This is a genomic window from Burkholderia sp. FL-7-2-10-S1-D7, from assembly GCF_001524185.1.
Lineage (GTDB): Bacteria > Pseudomonadota > Gammaproteobacteria > Burkholderiales > Burkholderiaceae > Burkholderia > Burkholderia diffusa.
In genome coordinates this window covers 184,682-201,353 of sequence record NZ_LOWY01000022.1, presented here as the reverse complement: position 1 = coordinate 201,353, position 16,672 = coordinate 184,682, and the positions used below count along the sequence as shown (strand labels likewise).

Annotated in this window: 13 protein-coding genes; 6 read left to right on the top strand and 7 right to left on the bottom strand. The window is 68.8% G+C overall.

What is annotated here, in order from left to right:
* The first annotated feature begins 53 nt into the window (after positions 1–53).
* From WS75_RS11375 to WS75_RS11365, 3 genes are all read left to right on the top strand, one after another.
* Complete coding sequence (locus tag WS75_RS11375) at positions 54–806, top strand: glycosyltransferase family 2 protein (protein WP_059680558.1); 753 nt, start codon at positions 54–56, stop codon at positions 804–806.
* Between the two features lie 143 nt (positions 807–949).
* Positions 950–1,792: a glycosyltransferase family 2 protein gene (locus WS75_RS11370; protein ID WP_059527283.1), complete on the top strand. Its 843-nt coding sequence runs from the start codon at positions 950–952 to the stop codon at positions 1,790–1,792.
* Between the two features lie 134 nt (positions 1,793–1,926).
* Positions 1,927–3,207, top strand: coding sequence for an O-antigen ligase family protein (locus WS75_RS11365; protein ID WP_059680557.1), 1,281 nt, complete (start codon positions 1,927–1,929; stop codon positions 3,205–3,207).
* Positions 3,208–3,376: 169 nt separating this feature from the next.
* Here the strand turns inward: WS75_RS11365 and WS75_RS11360 are convergent, their stop codons facing one another.
* The 3 genes from WS75_RS11360 to dnaE all read right to left on the bottom strand — a co-directional run bounded on the left by WS75_RS11360 (position 3,377) and on the right by dnaE (position 9,728).
* Positions 3,377–4,555, bottom strand: a complete 1,179-nt coding sequence (locus WS75_RS11360) for a glycosyltransferase family 9 protein (protein ID WP_059680556.1) — start codon at positions 4,553–4,555, stop codon at positions 3,377–3,379.
* Between the two features lie 227 nt (positions 4,556–4,782).
* Positions 4,783–5,871, bottom strand: a complete 1,089-nt coding sequence (locus WS75_RS11355) for a glycosyltransferase family 9 protein (protein ID WP_059680555.1) — start codon at positions 5,869–5,871, stop codon at positions 4,783–4,785.
* A 323-nt stretch (positions 5,872–6,194) separates the two neighbouring features.
* A complete protein-coding gene (gene dnaE / locus WS75_RS11350; protein WP_059680554.1) occupies positions 6,195–9,728 on the bottom strand; it encodes a DNA polymerase III subunit alpha in 3,534 nt (1,177 codons plus the stop codon).
* A gap of 223 nt (positions 9,729–9,951) precedes the next feature.
* On the opposite strand from dnaE, the gene WS75_RS11345 reads away from it, so the two are divergent.
* Together WS75_RS11345 and gluQRS are read left to right on the top strand one after the other, a co-directional pair.
* The gene (locus WS75_RS11345; RefSeq protein ID WP_059680553.1) at positions 9,952–10,806 is read left to right on the top strand and encodes a sulfurtransferase; all 855 of its coding nucleotides are present in this window, start codon (positions 9,952–9,954) and stop codon (positions 10,804–10,806) included.
* Between the two features lie 22 nt (positions 10,807–10,828).
* A complete protein-coding gene (gene gluQRS, locus WS75_RS11340) occupies positions 10,829–11,722 on the top strand; it encodes a tRNA glutamyl-Q(34) synthetase GluQRS (protein WP_059680552.1) in 894 nt (297 codons plus the stop codon).
* A gap of 246 nt (positions 11,723–11,968) precedes the next feature.
* Here the strand turns inward: gluQRS and WS75_RS11335 are convergent, their stop codons facing one another.
* From WS75_RS11335 to purT, 4 genes are all read right to left on the bottom strand, one after another.
* Positions 11,969–13,516, bottom strand: coding sequence for a DEAD/DEAH box helicase (locus WS75_RS11335; protein WP_059680634.1), 1,548 nt, complete (start codon positions 13,514–13,516; stop codon positions 11,969–11,971).
* Positions 13,517–13,947: 431 nt separating this feature from the next.
* Positions 13,948–14,331 carry an MliC family protein gene (locus WS75_RS11330; RefSeq protein WP_059680551.1) on the bottom strand — a complete coding sequence of 128 codons (384 nt, stop codon included), beginning with the start codon at positions 14,329–14,331 and terminating at the stop codon, positions 13,948–13,950.
* 81 nt (positions 14,332–14,412) lie between these two features.
* Positions 14,413–14,607: a DUF6726 family protein gene (locus tag WS75_RS11325; protein WP_059680550.1), complete on the bottom strand. Its 195-nt coding sequence runs from the start codon at positions 14,605–14,607 to the stop codon at positions 14,413–14,415.
* A gap of 18 nt (positions 14,608–14,625) precedes the next feature.
* Complete coding sequence (purT, locus tag WS75_RS11320; RefSeq protein WP_059680549.1) at positions 14,626–15,840, bottom strand: formate-dependent phosphoribosylglycinamide formyltransferase; 1,215 nt, start codon at positions 15,838–15,840, stop codon at positions 14,626–14,628.
* Positions 15,841–16,056: 216 nt separating this feature from the next.
* Between purT and WS75_RS11315 the strand changes: the two genes are divergently transcribed.
* Positions 16,057–16,602 carry an META domain-containing protein gene (locus tag WS75_RS11315; protein WP_059680548.1) on the top strand — a complete coding sequence of 182 codons (546 nt, stop codon included), beginning with the start codon at positions 16,057–16,059 and terminating at the stop codon, positions 16,600–16,602.
* The last annotated feature ends 70 nt before the right edge of the window (positions 16,603–16,672 follow it).

The window sequence follows — 16,672 nt, the reverse complement described above, 5'->3', positions numbered from 1 at the left end:
CGGCGCGCGGGTATACTGCCGCTCACCGTTTTCTCCGCCTTTTCGACGATTTCATGGCAGAACCCACCCTCGGCGTCGCCCTCATCGCCCTCAACGCGGCCGCGCGGCTCGCGCAGTGCCTCGACGCGCTGACCTTCGCCGACGACGTCGTCGTGATCGACGGCGGCAGCACCGACGATACCGTGGCGATCGCCCGCGCGCATGGCGCCCGCGTGATCGTCGAGCGCGACTGGCCGGGTTTCGGCCCGCAGAAGAACCGCGCGCTCGACGCCCTCGACACCGACTGGATCCTGTCGCTCGACACCGACGAGGTGGTCAGCCCGGAACTCGCGCAGTCGATCCGCGCGGCCATTCGCGCGCCGGCCGCGCAGGTCTATGCGCTCGACCGGCTGTCGAGCTTCTGCGGCCAATGGATCCGCCACAGCGGCTGGTATCCGGACTGGGTGCCGCGCCTGTTCCGGCGCGGCACCGCGCGTTTCTCCGACGACCTGGTGCACGAACGGCTCGTGTTCGACACGCCCGCGCAGCGGCTGACGGGCAAGCTGATGCACTATTCTTACGAGGATTTCGAAACCGTCGTGCGCAAGCTCGATGCGTATTCGACGGCCGGCGCGCGCCAGCGCCGCGCGGCCGGCCAGCGCGGCGGCTTCGGCAAGGCGCTCGCGCGCGGCGCATGGGCGTTCGTGCGGACCTACGTGCTGCGGCGCGGGTTTCTCGACGGCCGCGCGGGCTTCATGATCGCCGTGTTCAACGCGGAAACGGTGTACTACCGGTTCCTGAAGCTCGGCCACGAGCCGACCCGCTGAGCGCGCCGCCCTGCCCCGATCCTGACGCCGCCGGCATGCGGCCAGCCCGGCGTTACAATGCCGGGCTGCCCGCGCGCCATGCGCGCCCGAGCGCGGCGCCGCGCCACGCGCCGCCGACACGACGACCACCGAATCCGACCGCCATGTTCTCCATCATCATCCCGACCTGGAACAACCTGCCGTACCTCAAGCTCGTCGTCGACAGCCTGCGCCGCCATTCGGCGTATGACCACCAGATCATCGTGCACGTGAACGACGGCTCGGACGGCACGCTCGACTGGGTGCGCAGCGAAGGCATCGAGCACACCGCGTCGCCGGCCAACATCGGCATCTGCCACGCGGTGAACCTGGCCGCCGCGCGCGCCACGCGCGACTACGTCGTCTACATGAACGACGACATGTACTGCTGCCCCGGCTGGGACGCGGCGCTCGTGCGGCGCATCGAGCAGATGCCGACCGACCTGTTCATGCTGTCCGGCACGATGGTCGAGCCGGTCGACACGCGCAACCCGTGCGTTGTCGTCAGCAATTTCGGCCGCGACGCCGAACAGTTCGACGCGGCCGGCCTCGTCGCGGCCACGCCGCGCCTCGCGCGCGCGGACTGGCTCGGCTCGACCTGGCCGCCGACGCTCGTGCACCGCGACTGGTGGAACCGCATCGGCGGCTACAGCAGCGAGCTGTCGCCGGGGATGAGCAGCGACAACGACTTCTCGATGAAATTCTGGGACGCCGGCTGCCGGATCTTCCTCGGCGTCGGCGACAGCCTCGTCTATCACTTCCAGCAGAAGAGCACAGGCAAGATCGTCAAGAACGATGGCCGCCGCCAGTTCCTCAACAAATGGGGCATGACGCAGGCCACGTTCGACCGCTATTACCTGCATCGCGGCGAGCCGGCCGGCTCGCGACTCGCGCTCGATACGCCGGCCGTCGAGGGGCGCCTGAAGCGCGCACTGCTGCGCTCGCGGATCAAGCGCGCATTCAGCTGATCAGACCCCGGAAACGGTAAAGAAACGCCCGCCGCTTCGCGTATACTGCGCGCTTCGTCCCGCGCGGTGCCGCCGGGACGCGCGGCGCGCAGCACGGTGCCCGCATGCCGCATTCGCCCATTCGACAGGTTCCGATGCTTTCGTTTTCCGCTCCCGCCACGCGGCGCCTGACCGCCGCCCGCGCCTTCGCCGTCATCGCGCTGTGCATGGTGCCCGTCTCGACCGCGCTGACCAACGTCTTCTGCGGGCTGTTCGCGGCCGCGCTCGTCATCTCCCCCGAATTCTGGCGCGACCTGCGCACGTTCATCACCGAACCGGCGTCGCTCGCGGCGCTCCTGATCCTCGCGGCGCTGACCGTGAGCGTCACCTATACGGTCGCGCCGCACCCGAAGGCGTGGAGCTGGGTCGCCAAGTACGACAAGCTGCTGCTGCTGCCGTTTGCCGTGCTCGCCTTCCGCCACTCGAACTGGGCGCCGATCGTGCGACGCGCGTGGTTCGGGACGCTGTGCGTGATCCTGCTGCTGTCGACCACCAACTATCTCGGGGTGACCGCGATCGGGCCCGCGCATGCGACCGAACTGCCGCTCTCGCGTGCCTGGGTGTTCAAGAACCACATTGCGGCCGGCATGTTCGGCGCGCTGCTGTTCTACCAGGCCGCCGACCTCGCGCTATCGGCCCGCACCGCGCTGTCGCGAGCCGCGTATGCCGCCGTCGCCGCATGGTCGCTGATCAATGTGTTCGTGATGCTGCAGGGGCGCACCGGGCAGGTCATCGCGCTGCTGCTGATCCTCGTCGTCGCGGTGCGTTTCGTGCTGTTGATGCGCCGCCAGTCGGCGCTGCGCGCGGGCCTCGCCGCCGGTGCGCTGGTCCTGGCGGGCGTCGCACTGGTCGTCGCTGCGTGCACGGTGCACAACGGCCGGCTTGTGAAGGTGGTGTCGGAAGTGCAGCAGTATCGGCAGACCGATGCGGTCACATCGACCGGGCTGCGTCTCGAGTGGTACAAGAAGGGGCTCGAGCTGTATCGCATGCGTCCCGTGATCGGCTACGGTGCGGGTGGCCTCGAGTTCGAGTTCGAGAAGCTCACGGCCGGCAAGACGGCCGCCGAAGGGCAGCTCACGTCGAATCCGCATAACGAATACCTGCTGATGGCCGTGCAGCTCGGCACGCTCGGCGTATTGCTGTTCGTGAACCTGATCGTGCAGATCGCGCGCGGCAGCCGCGCGCTCGATCCGGGCTCGCGGCAGCTGCTGCTCGCGTGGCTCGCGATCTTCGCGATCGGCAGCCTCGCGAATTCGCTGCTGCTCGATTTCGCCGAAGGCCACCTGTTGGTGCTGCTCGCCGGGATCCTGCTCGGCTGCGGCGCGCGCAGCGAAGCCCTGCCCCGCGAGACCTCGGCGATCCGGCGCAGCGCGTAACGCATCATGCGGCGCGCGGCGCTCGATCCGCGTTGCCGCCTGCCGCAGGTTCGGCCTCTCGGGATTCAATGGCGGCGCACGCGCGCCGCTGCCGGAAGCACGGCCGCGCGCCGTCGACGCGTCACCACTCCCCCGCTTTTCAAATCAGGAAACGTAAAGCCTTCACGCGTCAGTCGGAACGCGCGCGATGCAATCGCGACGTGTCGATGACCGCGTCGGCGGCGCCCGGCGGATTCAGCCCGAGCATCTCGGCCGCCGCCGCCTTCACGCGCTGCGTGCCGAGATTGACGAGGCAGTCGCTGCGGCTGTCGACATGGCGCTCGCAGCCTTCGTGCCGGCACGGCACGCAATCGCCCTCGCCCTGCAACAGCCAAACGTTGCCGTGCCGTGCGGAGCCGCGCAGCGCCCAAGGGTTCTCGGTCGCGGGCCAGTGCTGCGGCCACGGCCCCCAGCGCACCGGATCGGACGGACCGAACAGCGCGATCGTGTCGGTGCCCGTCGCAGCGGCAACGTGCGTCGCGCCCGTATCGGGCCCGATGAAGAGCCGCGCACGCCGCACCAGTTCCGCGCTTTCGCCGAACGTCAGGCGACCGACCAGATTCAGCACGTCGCCGCCCGCCTCGGCCGCGACCTGCTCCGCATACTCGCGCTCGCGATCGGCCGGACCGCCCGACAGCGCGATCGCGAACCCCTGCGCGCGCAGCCATTCGATCATCTCGACCCAACCTTCGAGCCGCCATTGCTTGTAGCGGAACATCGGATACGGATGCAGCACCACGAGCGGCTTGCCGTCGCGGATCGCCGGCGATTCCGCGAGCCACGCGTCGAATCGCGCGCGCCGCTCGGGATCGTCGCCGATGCCCGGCGCGACGACTTCGGATACCGGCTCGATGCCGATCACCGGTGCGAGCGCGAGCGTGCTGACGACCGTATGCGCGGATTCGTGATGATTGATCGCGATGCCGTTCAGCATCATTCGCGTCAGCCAGGTGACGCGGTTCGGATCGACGAGGCCGACGCGCTTGCGGCCGGCGAACCAGCTGTAGAAACGCGGCCGGTCTGAGCTCAGCGCCGCGCATGCGAGATCGTAGCGGCGCCACATCGACAGCGCGTCGCGCAGACGCTCCCGGAACCCCGCACGCTGCGCGACGACGATCACGCGCCGCACGTCGGGGTTGTGCTCCAGCACACCCTCGGTGCCACGAAATACCAGCATGTCGATCTGCGCGTCGGGCCAGCGCGCCTTCAGCGAACGCACGAGCGGCGTCGTCAGCAGCACGTCGCCGATACGGCGCGGGGCTGCGACGAGGATGGTTCTGGGCGGGCGGGCGGAAGAAAACAGGGCCACGGCGATCGTTCCGTCTAGCTGGCTGGACAAGGCTCGCAATGTACAGGATTTTGCGGCCGGCGGCGCGGCGGCGGGTGCAGGCGTCGGTAACGCGCCGCGGTCGGCCGTTGGGGGCACCCGCCCGGCATCGCGGCAGGCAACGACGCGCCGCGCACGGCGGGGCCGGGTGCCCATTTGCCCGTTCAACGGCAGCGCCGGCAATGCCGTCGCCGCCTGGCTTCCCGGGGCTACGAAACGAATGCGTCGACTGCGGGTACCGCGAACATGGCGGCCGGGAGCGGCACCGCTGCCCCCATTGCGTCGTCGGGCTGTCCGGCCGGCATCAACAGATGAAGCACCGCGCGCTCGAGCGCGTCGACGCCGATCGCGTCGACCGTCGCGCCGGCCCGCAGGATCACATGCGGCACGCCGAGCGGATGCCAGCGCCGGTATTTCTCGGGGCGGTCCTCGAACAGCGCGGCGACCGGCACGCCGAGCGCCGACGCGAGATGAACGGGCGCGCTGTCGGCCGACACGATCGCGTCGAGCAGGCTCGCGGCGGCCACCAGTTCGGCGACCGACGACGGCGCGACATGGCGGGCGCTTACGTCCCGCCACGTGTCGTGATCGGCCGCCGCCGACACGGCGGGATCGCGGAACACGATCACGTCGGAGAGCGGTGCGAGCCGCCGGCCGAGATCGCGCCATCGATCGGCCGGCCAGCGCCGCTCGGCCGCCTTGTTCGACACGAAGAGCCCGACGCGCGGCTTCGTGCGCGGCCCGAGCAGCCGAGACCACGTTTCCTGCAGCGCGCGATCCGGGTGGACGGACAGCTTGAGACCCTCGAGCTCGGTGCGGCCGAGCTCGGGCACGAGCCGGAATCCCGACAGCGCCTCATGGCACATCGGCCGCGACGCGACGTGTTCGGGCTTGCGATCGTCGAATTCCGAATCGGCATCGTGCCAGCGGCAATCCTTCACGCCGAGCTGCCGCGCGAACTGGATGCTGCTGCGATGCATGCCGCCGTTCGGCACGACCACCAGGTCGAACCGCAAGCGGCGCAGCCTGCGCACGAGGCGCAGCCGGTCGAAGAACGCGCGCATCCGTCCCGGGCGGTCGTTGCGCTCGCACTGACGGCTGTACACGTACGTATGGACCGTGTGCACGTCCGGGTTGCCGGCCAGCGCGGCCGCGTTGTAGCGGTTCGCGACCACGTGCAGTTCCGCATCGGGCCAGCGCTGTTTCAGCGCGCCGAGAAAAGCGGTCGTGCACAGCATGTCGCCCAGAAAATCAATCCGGATCACGAGGATCCGCCCCGTCGGTTTCCCGTTGGCCATTGTTGTGGTCGTGCAGTCGTTTTTTTATCGTCGCGTACCGAACGGCATCCTGGTGTACTTCCCCGTGCCGGCCTCGTCGCGCGGTCGCTCGCGGCATCGCGCCACATCACGTGCCGCGCTGAACCGCCTCCGTTTTCAAGCGCGCGATATCGCCTCCGGCCGGCGGACGTGCCGCAGCCGGCGCCGCCTCTGCGTCGCGCGCGAGGGATTGTATAGCGTCCGGATGACGGCCCCAAGCACCCGCCGAAATGAAAACGGCCCGCCGCACCGCACGATGGCGATGCGACGGGCCATGCAGGCGACGGTCGTCCGGGGTGGAGCGCTCAGTACGTGATTTCGACGCTGCTGCCGTCGAACGTCGCACGCAACTCCGCGAGCAGCGTGTCGCTGGGTTTGACGCGCCACGAGTCGCCGAGGCGCATTTCACCCTGCGCGCGCGCGTTGCTGTAGTGAATCTGGACCGCGAGCCCGTTCGGCAGCGGCGCCTGCGGGCGACGGCCGCCATCGCGTCCGCCGCCGCGTGGCGCGGGCGCCTCGACCGCCTGCGCGGCCGCCGGATCGTCCTTCGACACGTGCGGCTCGAGCACGCGGCGCAGCGCCGCCGCATCCGCATTGCCGTTCATCGTGAGACGCACCGCCTGCGCGTAGCGGCTGCGCGCGCGCTCGAGATCCATCACCGTGTCGGCCGTGAAACGGATGCCGCCGGTGAACGCATCGTTGCGCGCCTGCCCCTGCACGATCAGCAGTTCGTCCTCCTTGAACAGCGCCTTGTTCGCCTCGAACTGCTCGTTGAAGATCGTGATCTCGCACTGGCCCGAACCATCGTCGAGCAACGCGATCAGCATCTTGCCGCGCTGGGTCATCTGCGTGCGCAGCGATGCGATGATGCCCGCGACGAGCTTGTCGCGCCCTTCCTTCAGGTCGCCGACCTTCTGCCGCACGAACCGGCGCACTTCGTCGCGATACGCATCGAACAGGTGCCCGGACAGGTAGAAGCCGAGCGCGCCCTTCTCTTCCTGCAGACGGCGCTTGTCGTCCCACGCGGGTTCGTCGACGAGCGCATGCGCGTGCGGCGACTCGGCCCCCATGTCGAACAGGCCGGCCTGCATCGCGTTCGCCGCGGCCTGGTCGGCCGCTTCCATCGCGAGCGGCACCGACGCGAGCATCTGCGCGCGATTCGCGTTCAGCGAATCGAACGCGCCGGCACGGATCAGCGCCTCGATCGTGCGGCGGTTGACGACCCGCCGGTCGATCCGCTCGCAGAAATCGAACAGGTCGGTGAACGGCTTTTCCTCGCGCGCGCGCAGGATCTCCTCGATCGCGTTCTGGCCGCTGCCCTTCACCGCGCCGAGACCGTAGCGGATCGTGCGCGAGCGCTTGCCGTCGGCTTCCGCGACGGGTTCGAACCGGTAATGCGACTGGTTGATGTCCGGCGGCAGCACGGTGAGGTTGTTCACGACGCAGTCGTCGAACAGGATCTTCACCTTGTCGGTGTCGTCCATCGCGAGCGTCATGTTGGCCGCCATGAATTCGGCCGGATGGTGCGCCTTCAGCCACGCGGTGTAATACGCGAGCAGCGCGTAGGCCGCCGCGTGCGACTTGTTGAAGCCGTAGCCCGCGAACTTCTCCATCAGGTCGAAGATCTCGTCGGACTTCTCGCGCGTGAGGCCGTTCTTCGCCGCACCCTCGGCGAAGATCTCGCGGTGCTTGACCATCTCCTCGGGCTTCTTCTTGCCCATCGCGCGGCGCAGCAAGTCGGCGCCACCGAGCGAGTAGCCGCCGATGATCTGCGCCATCTGCATCACCTGCTCCTGATAGACCATGATGCCGTAGGTCTCTTTCAGGACGGGTTCGACGCGCGGATCCGGATAGTCGACCTTCTCGCGGCCGTGCTTCCGTGCGCAGAAGCTCGGGATCAGGTCCATCGGGCCCGGACGGTACAACGACACGAGCGCGATGATGTCCTCGAAGCGGTCGGGCTGCGCGTCCTTCAGCATGCCCTGCATCCCGCGGCTTTCCAGCTGGAACACGGCGACCGTGTTGGCCTTCTTCAGGATCTGGAATGATGCAGGATCGTCGAGCGGCACCTGAGCGAGCGACCAGTCGGCCTTCGACGCATCGAGACGGCGGATGTAGCGCTCGGCCCAGTCGAGGATCGTCAGCGTCGTGAGGCCCAGAAAGTCGAACTTCACGAGGCCGACGGCTTCGACGTCGTCCTTGTCGTACTGGCTGACGACACCGCCGTCGTCGCCCTGCGTGTACAGCGGGCAGAAGTCGGTCAGCTTGCCCGGCGCGATCAGCACGCCGCCCGCGTGCATCCCGACGTTACGCGTCAGGCCCTCGACGCGCTGCGCGAGGTCGAGCAGCTGGTGCACTTCGTCCTCGTGGTCGTAGCGCTCCTGCAGTTGCGGCTCTTCCTTCATCGCGTCGGCGATGGTCACGTGCTTGCCCGGCTTGAACGGGATCAGCTTCGCGACGCCGTCGGTGAACATGTAGCCGAGGTCGAGCACGCGGCCGATGTCGCGCACGGCAGCCTTCGCGGCCATCGTGCCGAAGGTGGCGATCTGCGACACGGCGTCCGCGCCGTATTTTTCCTTCACGTACTGGATCACGCGATCGCGGCCGTGCTGGCAGAAGTCGATGTCGAAGTCGGGCATCGACACGCGCTCCGGATTCAGGAAGCGCTCGAACAGCAGGTTGTAACGCAGCGGGTCCAGATCGGTAATGCCGAGCGCGTACGCGACCAGCGAACCGGCGCCCGAGCCGCGGCCCGGGCCGACCGGCACACCGTTGTTCTTCGCCCAGTTGATGAAGTCCGCAACGATCAGGAAGTAGCCCGGGAAGCCCATCTTCGTGATGGTCCCGCACTCGAACTCGAGCCGCTTGTAGTACGTCTCGCGCTGCGCTTCGCGCTCCGCCGCATCCGGATACAGCTGTTCGAGGCGCTTCTCGAGCCCTTCCTTCGACAGCTGGACCAGGTAGTCGTCGAGCGACATGCCGTCCGGCGTCGGAAACAGCGGCAGCTTCGGTTTGCCGAGCTCGAGCTTCAGGTTGCAGCGCTTCGCGATCTCGACCGTGTTGGCGACCGCCGACGGCAAGTCGGCGAACAACGCGACCATCTCGTCCTGCGTGCGGAAATACTGATCGGTCGTGAAGCGCTTCTGGCGTCGCGGATTCGCGAGCATGTCGCCTTCCGAGATGCACACGCGCGCTTCGTGCGCGGTGAAGTCGTCACTGGTCATGAACTGCGTCGGATGCGTCGCGACGACCGGCAGCTTCAGCGACGCGGCGAGCGTCGCAGCCTGCTGGATGTACGCCTCGGCGCCCGGCTGGCCGTAACGCTGCAGTTCGATGTAGAAGCCGCCCGGGAACACCTTCGCCCAGCGCTCGGCATGCCGGCGCGCGGCTTCCTCGTTACCGGCCGCGAACGCGAGCCCGATATCGCCCTGCTGCGCACCCGACAGCGCGAGCAGCCCTTGCGAGAGCTCGCCGTCGAGCCAGCTCGCATCGAGCTCCGCGCGGCCGCGATACTGGTTCGTGAGCCACGCCTTCGACAGCAGCTCGCACAGGTTCAGGTAGCCGACCTTGTCCTTCACCAGCAGCAACAGGCGCGACGGTTTGTCGCGATCGTCCGGATTGGTGATCCAGACGTCGCAGCCGGCGATCGGCTTGATGCCCTTGCCGCGGGCTTCCTGGTAGAAACGGACGAGGCCGAATGCGTTGCCGAGATCGGTGAGGGCGAGCGCGCCCTGACCGTCCGCGGCTGCCGCCTTGACGATGTCGTCGAGACGCACGATGCCGTCGGCAATCGAGAATTCGGAGTGAACGCGAAGATGGACGAAGCGGGGATCTGACATGGGCGTTATTGTAGCCGCGTCGTCGCACCGGCTGCCCAAAAAATCCCCACGCCCGGCCGTTCGGCCGATGCGCGCGACGTCGGCCGAATGGTCAGGTGCCGGCGCATGCGCAGTTTGCGGGATAATACGGGTTTTCGAATCATCGCCCCGGCTTCGCACCCTTTTTTTGCGGGGCCGCCGTGCGCCCGCCGCACGGCCGCGGCCGTTTTCCCGTCGGACCATCATGACCATCGTCAACCTTGCCGCCTACCACTTCGTGTCGCTCGACGCGACCGAGCAATGGCGCCCGCTCGTCACCGCCCGCTGCAACGAACTCGGCCTGCGCGGTACGATCCTGCTCGCGCCGGAAGGCATCAACCTGTTCATCGCCGGCCCGCACGAAGCGACCGACGCGTTCATCGACTACATCCGCCACGATCCGCTGTTCGAAGGCAAGTTTGCGACGCTGCAGTTCAAGGAGAGCCTGTCCGACTCGCAGCCGTTCCGCCGGATGCTCGTGCGCCTGAAGCGCGAGATCATCACGATGAAGAAGCCCGCGATCAAGCCGGAGCTCGGCCGCGCGCCGTCGGTCGACGCGCGCACGCTGAAAGCGTGGCTCGACCGCGGCCACGACGATGCCGGCCGCCCGGTCGTGATGCTCGACACGCGCAACGCGTTTGAGGTCGACGTCGGCACGTTCGACGACGCGCTCGACTACCGGATCGACAAGTTCAGCGAGTTCCCGGAAGTGATCGACGCGAACCGCGCCGATCTCGAGGGCAAGACGGTCGTGTCGTTCTGCACGGGCGGCATCCGCTGCGAGAAGGCGGCGATCCACATGAAGGAAATCGGCATCGAGAACGTGTACCAGCTCGAGGGCGGGATCCTGAAGTATTTCGAGGAAGTCGGCGGCGCGCACTATCACGGCGACTGCTTCGTGTTCGACTACCGCACCGCGCTGAACCCGCAACTGCAGCCGACCGAAAACGTCACGTGCTTCGCGTGCCGCGCGGTCGTCACGCCGGAAGCCCAGCAATCGCCGAGCTACGTGGCAGGCCAGTCGTGCCCGGCCTGCGCGCAGGCAGCCAGCGCCGCGTAAGCGCGCGTCGCTCCGCGCCCCGATGAACGGCTACCGCGGCCGCTTCGCGCCGTCGCCCACCGGCCCGCTGCATTTCGGCTCGCTGGTCGGTGCGCTCGCGAGCTGGCTCGACGCGCGCGCACACGGCGGCGCGTGGCTCGTGCGCATCGAGGACATCGACGGCCCGCGCACGGTGCCCGGCGCCGCGGACGACATCCTCGCAACGCTCGCGCATTTCGGCATGACCCCCGACGAGCCGCCCGTGTGGCAAAGCACGCGCGATGCCGATTATGCGGCCGCGCTCGAACGGCTCGTCGCGGCGGGTCTCGTCTATCCGTGCGGCTGCACACGCAAGGAAATCGCCGATTCGCTGCGTGCCGCGCACGAGCGCCACACGACCCTCGCGTATCCAGGCACCTGCCGCACCGGCCTGCACGGCAAGCCCGCGCGTGCATGGCGGCTGCGCGTGCCGGACGGCGACGATGCGATCGTCACGTTCGACGACCGCTGGCAGCACACGCAAGCGCAGAACCTCGCGACCGAAGTCGGCGATTTCGTGCTGAAGCGCGCGGACGGCCAATGGGCGTATCAGCTCGCGGTCGTGGTCGACGATGCCGACGCGGGCATCACCCACGTCGTGCGCGGCGCCGACCTGCTCGATTCGACCGCGCGCCAGATCTACCTGCAGCGCTGTCTCGGCGTGCCGACGCCGGCCTACCTGCACGTCCCCGTCGTCGTCGATGCGAACGGCGAAAAGCTCAGCAAGCAGACGGGCGCGATCGCGCTCGAGCGCGACGATCCGCTGCCGGCGCTGCGGGCCGCCGCTGCGCATCTCGGCCTTGCCGCCGATGGCGATCCGTTGGGCGATACGCTCGATGCGTTCTACGCGGCCGCGACCGATGCGTGGGCGCGTCGCTTCGGGCCACGCGCCGGCTGAGCCGCTCGCGGGATTCCGGTTCGCATCGACCAGGTTCCGGAATTGGTCGGCGCTGAATCGACCGGAGACGGCACGCGCGCTGACGACACTGCACCGAAGCCCCGCTGCCCGCGCGGCAAGTCATCCCTCCTCGCGACGGCCTCGTCACGAATCGTCTCGCCCAATGAAAAACGGGCACATGCTCATCGCATGCACCCGTTTCCGCGGCAGCGCTCGCGCGCCGCACCGACCGCCTGAACCGCCCGCTTACGCCGACGGCTTGCGCGGCATTCCGAAGCCGCCGAGCAGCGCGGCGACCTGACGCTTCGGCCCCTTCTTCTCGGGCTGCTGCGCGGAATTCGCCTCTTCCGGCTGTTTCGCCGGCGCCGACGGTTCGTACGGCTTCAGGAAGAAATCGTCGACCGGCGCCTCGTGACGACGGTGATGGCCGCCACGCTCGGAACCGGCCGAACGACGCCCCGACGCACCGCGATGCTCGTCGCGCTCGCGGCGGCCGCCGCGTTCACCGCCGCGCTCCCCCCCGCGATCGCCGACACGCTCGTCGTGACGATGGCGCGCCGGCTTGTCGATCACGAGCGTCTGCACGTCGAGCGGACGCTTGATCAGCTTCTCGATATCGGCGAGCTGCTTGCGCTCGTTCGGGCTGCACAGCGACAGCGCATCGCCCGTCGCGCCCGCGCGGCCCGTGCGGCCGATCCGGTGCACGTAGTCTTCCGCGTTGAACGGCAGGTCGAAGTTGATCACGGCCGGCAGTTCGGCGATGTCGAGACCGCGCGCGGCCACGTCGGTCGCGACCAGCGCCTCGATTTCGCCGCGCTTGAACGCGTCGAGGGCCTGCATCCGCTCGATCTGTGTCTTGTCGCCGTGGATCGCCGACGCAACCACGCCGTCGCGCTCGAGGTTGCGGGCCAGCCGGCTTGCGCCAATCTTGCTGTTGCAGAACACGATCACCTGCTTGAGCCCGCGATCGCGCAGCAGTTGCACGACGGCGGCCTGCTTGTCGCCTTCGGCGACGTCGTAGACGATCTGCGTGACGTTCGCGTTGGTCGAGTTGCTGCGCGCGACCTCGATCGTCTGCGGGTTGCGCAGGTAGGTCGATGCGAGCTTCTTGATTTCCGGCGAGAACGTGGCCGAGAACAGCAGCGTCTGACGCTCCTTCGGCAGCAGGTTCAGGATGCGCTGCAAGTCCGGCAGGAAGCCCATGTCGAGCATCCGGTCGGCCTCGTCGAGCACGAGCATCTGCACCTGCCCGAGGTTCGCCGTCTTCTGCTGCACGTGGTCGAGCAGGCGGCCGGGCGTCGCGATCAGGATCTCGACGCCGCGGCGCAGCTCGGCCATCTGCGGGTTCATGTCGACGCCGCCGAACACGACCGCGCTGCGCAGCGCCGTGTGTTTCCCGTACGCATGCACGTTCGCGGCGACCTGGTCGGCGAGCTCGCGGGTCGGCGTGAGGATCAGCGCGCGCACCGGGTGGCGCGCGGGCGATGCGCTCGTGTTGGCCTGCGGCAGCAGCCGCTGGAGGATCGGCAGCGAGAAGCTCGCGGTCTTGCCGGTGCCCGTTTGCGCGGCGCCCATGACGTCGCGGCCGGCGAGCACGACCGGAATGGCCTGCGCCTGGATCGGCGTCGGCGTCGTATAGCCCTGCTCCGCAATGGCTTTCAGGATATCGGCGGCAAGGCCGAATTGATCGAAGGTTGCGTCGGCTGGCTTAGCGACAGAATCGGACATGGTGGCGTTTCGCTCAAAAGGCGCGGCGGGGGCATCGTGCGTCAGGCCGGCCGGGCCTGCGCTCATCACATTTCGGAAGTAGACGGAGCCGCGGCGCGCCGCGCGGCGCCGCTCTGGCGCTTGGGACCGGTTCATTTCGAACATCGGGCGCCACAGGCCGTGCGGACTCCGTTCGGCGCGAATGCCGGCGGAAAGGGCCGTATTGTAGCACTGCGCGGGAATCTGTCCGTGACAACGCCGCGAACGTCCACGGTGGCGGTTCGCGGCGAGCTCCGGCAGGCCGGGCGCGGGCGGATGCGTCGAGCGACCGGGCTATCCCGATCGGCCGATGGGGCAAAAATAAGGGTCGAATTCAGGGCGTGTGGTTCGGGAAATTGGCAAGCGGTCGACGAACCCGCGCGCCGCCAGCCCCGCGGTCCGGCTCGAGGCCGAACCCGGCTGCCCGCATCGATCGCGGCAATCGGCACGCCCGCACGGCGTATCCGATCGCGCGGCGCTCAGCCCTTCTTCTTTTTCTTCTTCTCGATCTGCACGCAATCGCCCAGCAGCGGTGCCGCATTCTGGTCCGCGATCTCGTCGCGCAGCGTCCCTTCCTTGCCCTTCGTCCACCACGTATAGCGGCCGGCCTGGTAGCGCACGCCAGACGCCGAAACGGTATCGACGAACAGCAGCTGCTGCCCGTTGACCGGCACCAGCGCGAAGCTCTGGCCGTTGCCCGCGCGCCAGTACGACACGCGCACCGGCTGCTTCTCGTTCGCGCACTGATAGAGAGCTTGCTGGCGCGAATCGGCGTCGATCTCCTCGACGGTCAGTTGCGCGGCATGCGCGACGGAAACGGCGGTGCAGGCGAGCGCGAGCGCGGCGAAGGTTTGGCGAATCATGCAGGTCCTCTCACGAGACGGGTGGGAGCGCGCCCTCACGGGCGCGCGGTTATCGTTGGTTATGGGTTGAGGGTCAGTCGGTCAGGGATCGATGACGTCGGCGCACGCGTCGGTCGGCGCGGCCGCGACATGGCCGACGACCGGCACGATCTTCAGCCCGGCCGATACGACCCGGCACGGCGCGGCCGCGAGGCCGCACCCCGCGAGGCTCGCGACCAGCGCCAGCGCAACGCCCACCTTCCCGATACGTCCGATCCGCTGCCATGTCGACGCCATCGCGCGCTCCTCGTCCGGTCAGCGCGCGGACACGGGCCGCACGGCCGCCGCGGCGCGCTTCGCGCGTTCACGGGCTTCGTCGACGGTCGCGCCGGTCGCGAGGGCGACGCCCATGCGCCGCTTCGCGAAGCTCTCCGGTTTGCCGAACAGGCGCAGGTCGGCGCCCGGCACGGCCAGCGCGTCGCGCACGCCCTCGAACGCGATGCCGCGCTCGTCGAGCCCGCCGTAGATCACCGCCGACGCGGCCGGCGAGCCGAGCGTCGGATCGACCGGCAGCCCGAGAATCGCGCGCGCGTGCAGTTCGAACTCCGACTGGCGCTGCGACGCGAGCGTCACGAGGCCGGTGTCATGCGGCCGCGGGCTCACCTCGGAGAACCAGACTTCGTCGCCGCGCACGAACAGCTCGACGCCGAACAGCCCTCGCCCGCCGAGCGCCTCGGTCACCTTGTGCGCGATCTCGCGCGACTTTTCCAGCGCGACGGCGCTCATCGGCTGCGGCTGCCACGATTCGACGTAATCGCCCGCGACCTGCACGTGCCCGACCGGCTCGCAAAAGTAGGTGCGCGTCTCGAGCGTCGCCGGATCGATCACGCGCACGGTCAGCTGCGTGATCTCGTACTCGAAATCGATGAAGCCCTCGACGATCACGCGGCCGTGGTTCACGCGGCCGCCCGCCATCGCGTAATCCCAGGCCGGCTTCACGTCGGCCTCGGTCCGCACGACCGACTGCCCCTTGCCCGACGACGACATCACCGGCTTCACGACGCACGGCATGCCGATCTTCGCGACGGCCGCGCTGAACGCGTCGAACGACTCGGCGAACGCATACGGCGAAGTCGCCAGCCCAAGCTCCTCGGCCGCGAGGCGGCGGATGCCTTCGCGGTTCATCGTGAGCTGCGTCGCGCGCGCGGTCGGGATCACCTCGGCCAGGCCGGCCGCCTCGATCGCCGCGAGCGCATCGGTCGCGATCGCCTCGATCTCCGGCACGATCAGGTGCGGGCGCTCGGCCTCGACGACCGCGCGCAGCGCGGCGGCGTCGGTCATGTCGATCACGTGCGCGCGATGCGCGACCTGGTGGCCAGGCGCGTCCGGATAACGGTCGACCGCGATAACTTCGACGCCGAGACGCTGCAACGCGATGATGACTTCCTTGCCGAGTTCGCCCGCGCCGAGCAGCATGACGCGCGTGGCCGAGGGTGAAAGCGGCGTACCGAGCCGCTGACCGATCTGCATGTGATTTCCCGCTGGTTCTGTTGGAGGACGAAAACGGCTCCGATGTTAACACGCGCACCCGCGCCGGTCCGGCCGGTTTCGTCGTGTCGCCGCTCCGCCGCGCGAGGCCCGCGGGCGGGACGCGAACGTTTTCGCGCGCGAAGTGTCGGCTCGCCTCGCGCGGGGCGGGTGCGTTACTCTTACGGCTTGATCAGAATCCGATGAGGAACGAGGCTCATGTCCCACCTGTCCGCCGCCGCACGCGCACGCACCGGCCTGCTTCGCCCGTTGCGCGCGCCGCTCTGCGCGTTGACGCTTGCCACGCTTCTCGCCGCCTGCGCGATGCCGACCCACCCCGATTCCGCCGCCCCCGCACCCGATCCGTACAACCCCGCCGCCGTCCAGTTGCTCGACGACACGAGCTGGGAGCTCACGAGCTGGGTGAACGCCGACGGCACGCCGCGCACGATTCCGCACGGCGACAACGGCGAGCCGATCAAGCTCGCGCTGTCCACCGGATCGGGCGTCCGGAGCGCCAGCGGCTTTTCCGGCTGCAACCGCTACATGGGCACCTACGCGCTGAAGAACGGTCTGCTGAGCTTCGGGCCGCTGGCCGGCACGCGCATGGCGTGCCCGAACACACTCGGCGGCCAGCTCGAACACGCGTACCTCGATGCGCTCGCGCACATCGAGAAGACCGGCGTGCAGATGCGCGAGCCGCAGCAGCTGCAGCTCGTGACCGAAGCCGGCGCAACGCTGACCTTCACGCGCCGGAGCCCCTGATGCCGCGCGCGGGCGAAGGCCGACCGGCCGCCTTCGCCGCGCGCGAATCCCGGACGCACGCGTCCCGCGG

Bases quoted from the DNA above. Each gene is read 5' to 3' on its own strand.
- WS75_RS11375 (WP_059680558.1), top strand. From the start codon at position 54: ATGGCAGAACCCACCCTCGGCGTCGCCCTCATCGCCCTCAACGCGGCC.
- WS75_RS11370 (WP_059527283.1), top strand. From the start codon at position 950: ATGTTCTCCATCATCATCCCGACCTGGAACAACCTGCCGTACCTCAAG.
- WS75_RS11365 (WP_059680557.1), top strand. From the start codon at position 1,927: ATGCTTTCGTTTTCCGCTCCCGCCACGCGGCGCCTGACCGCCGCCCGC.
- WS75_RS11355 (WP_059680555.1), bottom strand. From the start codon at position 5,871: ATGGCCAACGGGAAACCGACGGGGCGGATCCTCGTGATCCGGATTGAT.
- dnaE (WP_059680554.1), bottom strand. From the start codon at position 9,728: ATGTCAGATCCCCGCTTCGTCCATCTTCGCGTTCACTCCGAATTCTCG.
- WS75_RS11345 (WP_059680553.1), top strand. From the start codon at position 9,952: ATGACCATCGTCAACCTTGCCGCCTACCACTTCGTGTCGCTCGACGCG.
- gluQRS (WP_059680552.1), top strand. From the start codon at position 10,829: ATGAACGGCTACCGCGGCCGCTTCGCGCCGTCGCCCACCGGCCCGCTG.
- WS75_RS11335 (WP_059680634.1), bottom strand. From the start codon at position 13,516: ATGAGCGCAGGCCCGGCCGGCCTGACGCACGATGCCCCCGCCGCGCCT.
- WS75_RS11330 (WP_059680551.1), bottom strand. From the start codon at position 14,331: ATGATTCGCCAAACCTTCGCCGCGCTCGCGCTCGCCTGCACCGCCGTT.
- WS75_RS11325 (WP_059680550.1), bottom strand. From the start codon at position 14,607: ATGGCGTCGACATGGCAGCGGATCGGACGTATCGGGAAGGTGGGCGTT.
- purT (WP_059680549.1), bottom strand. From the start codon at position 15,840: ATGCAGATCGGTCAGCGGCTCGGTACGCCGCTTTCACCCTCGGCCACG.
- WS75_RS11315 (WP_059680548.1), top strand. From the start codon at position 16,057: ATGTCCCACCTGTCCGCCGCCGCACGCGCACGCACCGGCCTGCTTCGC.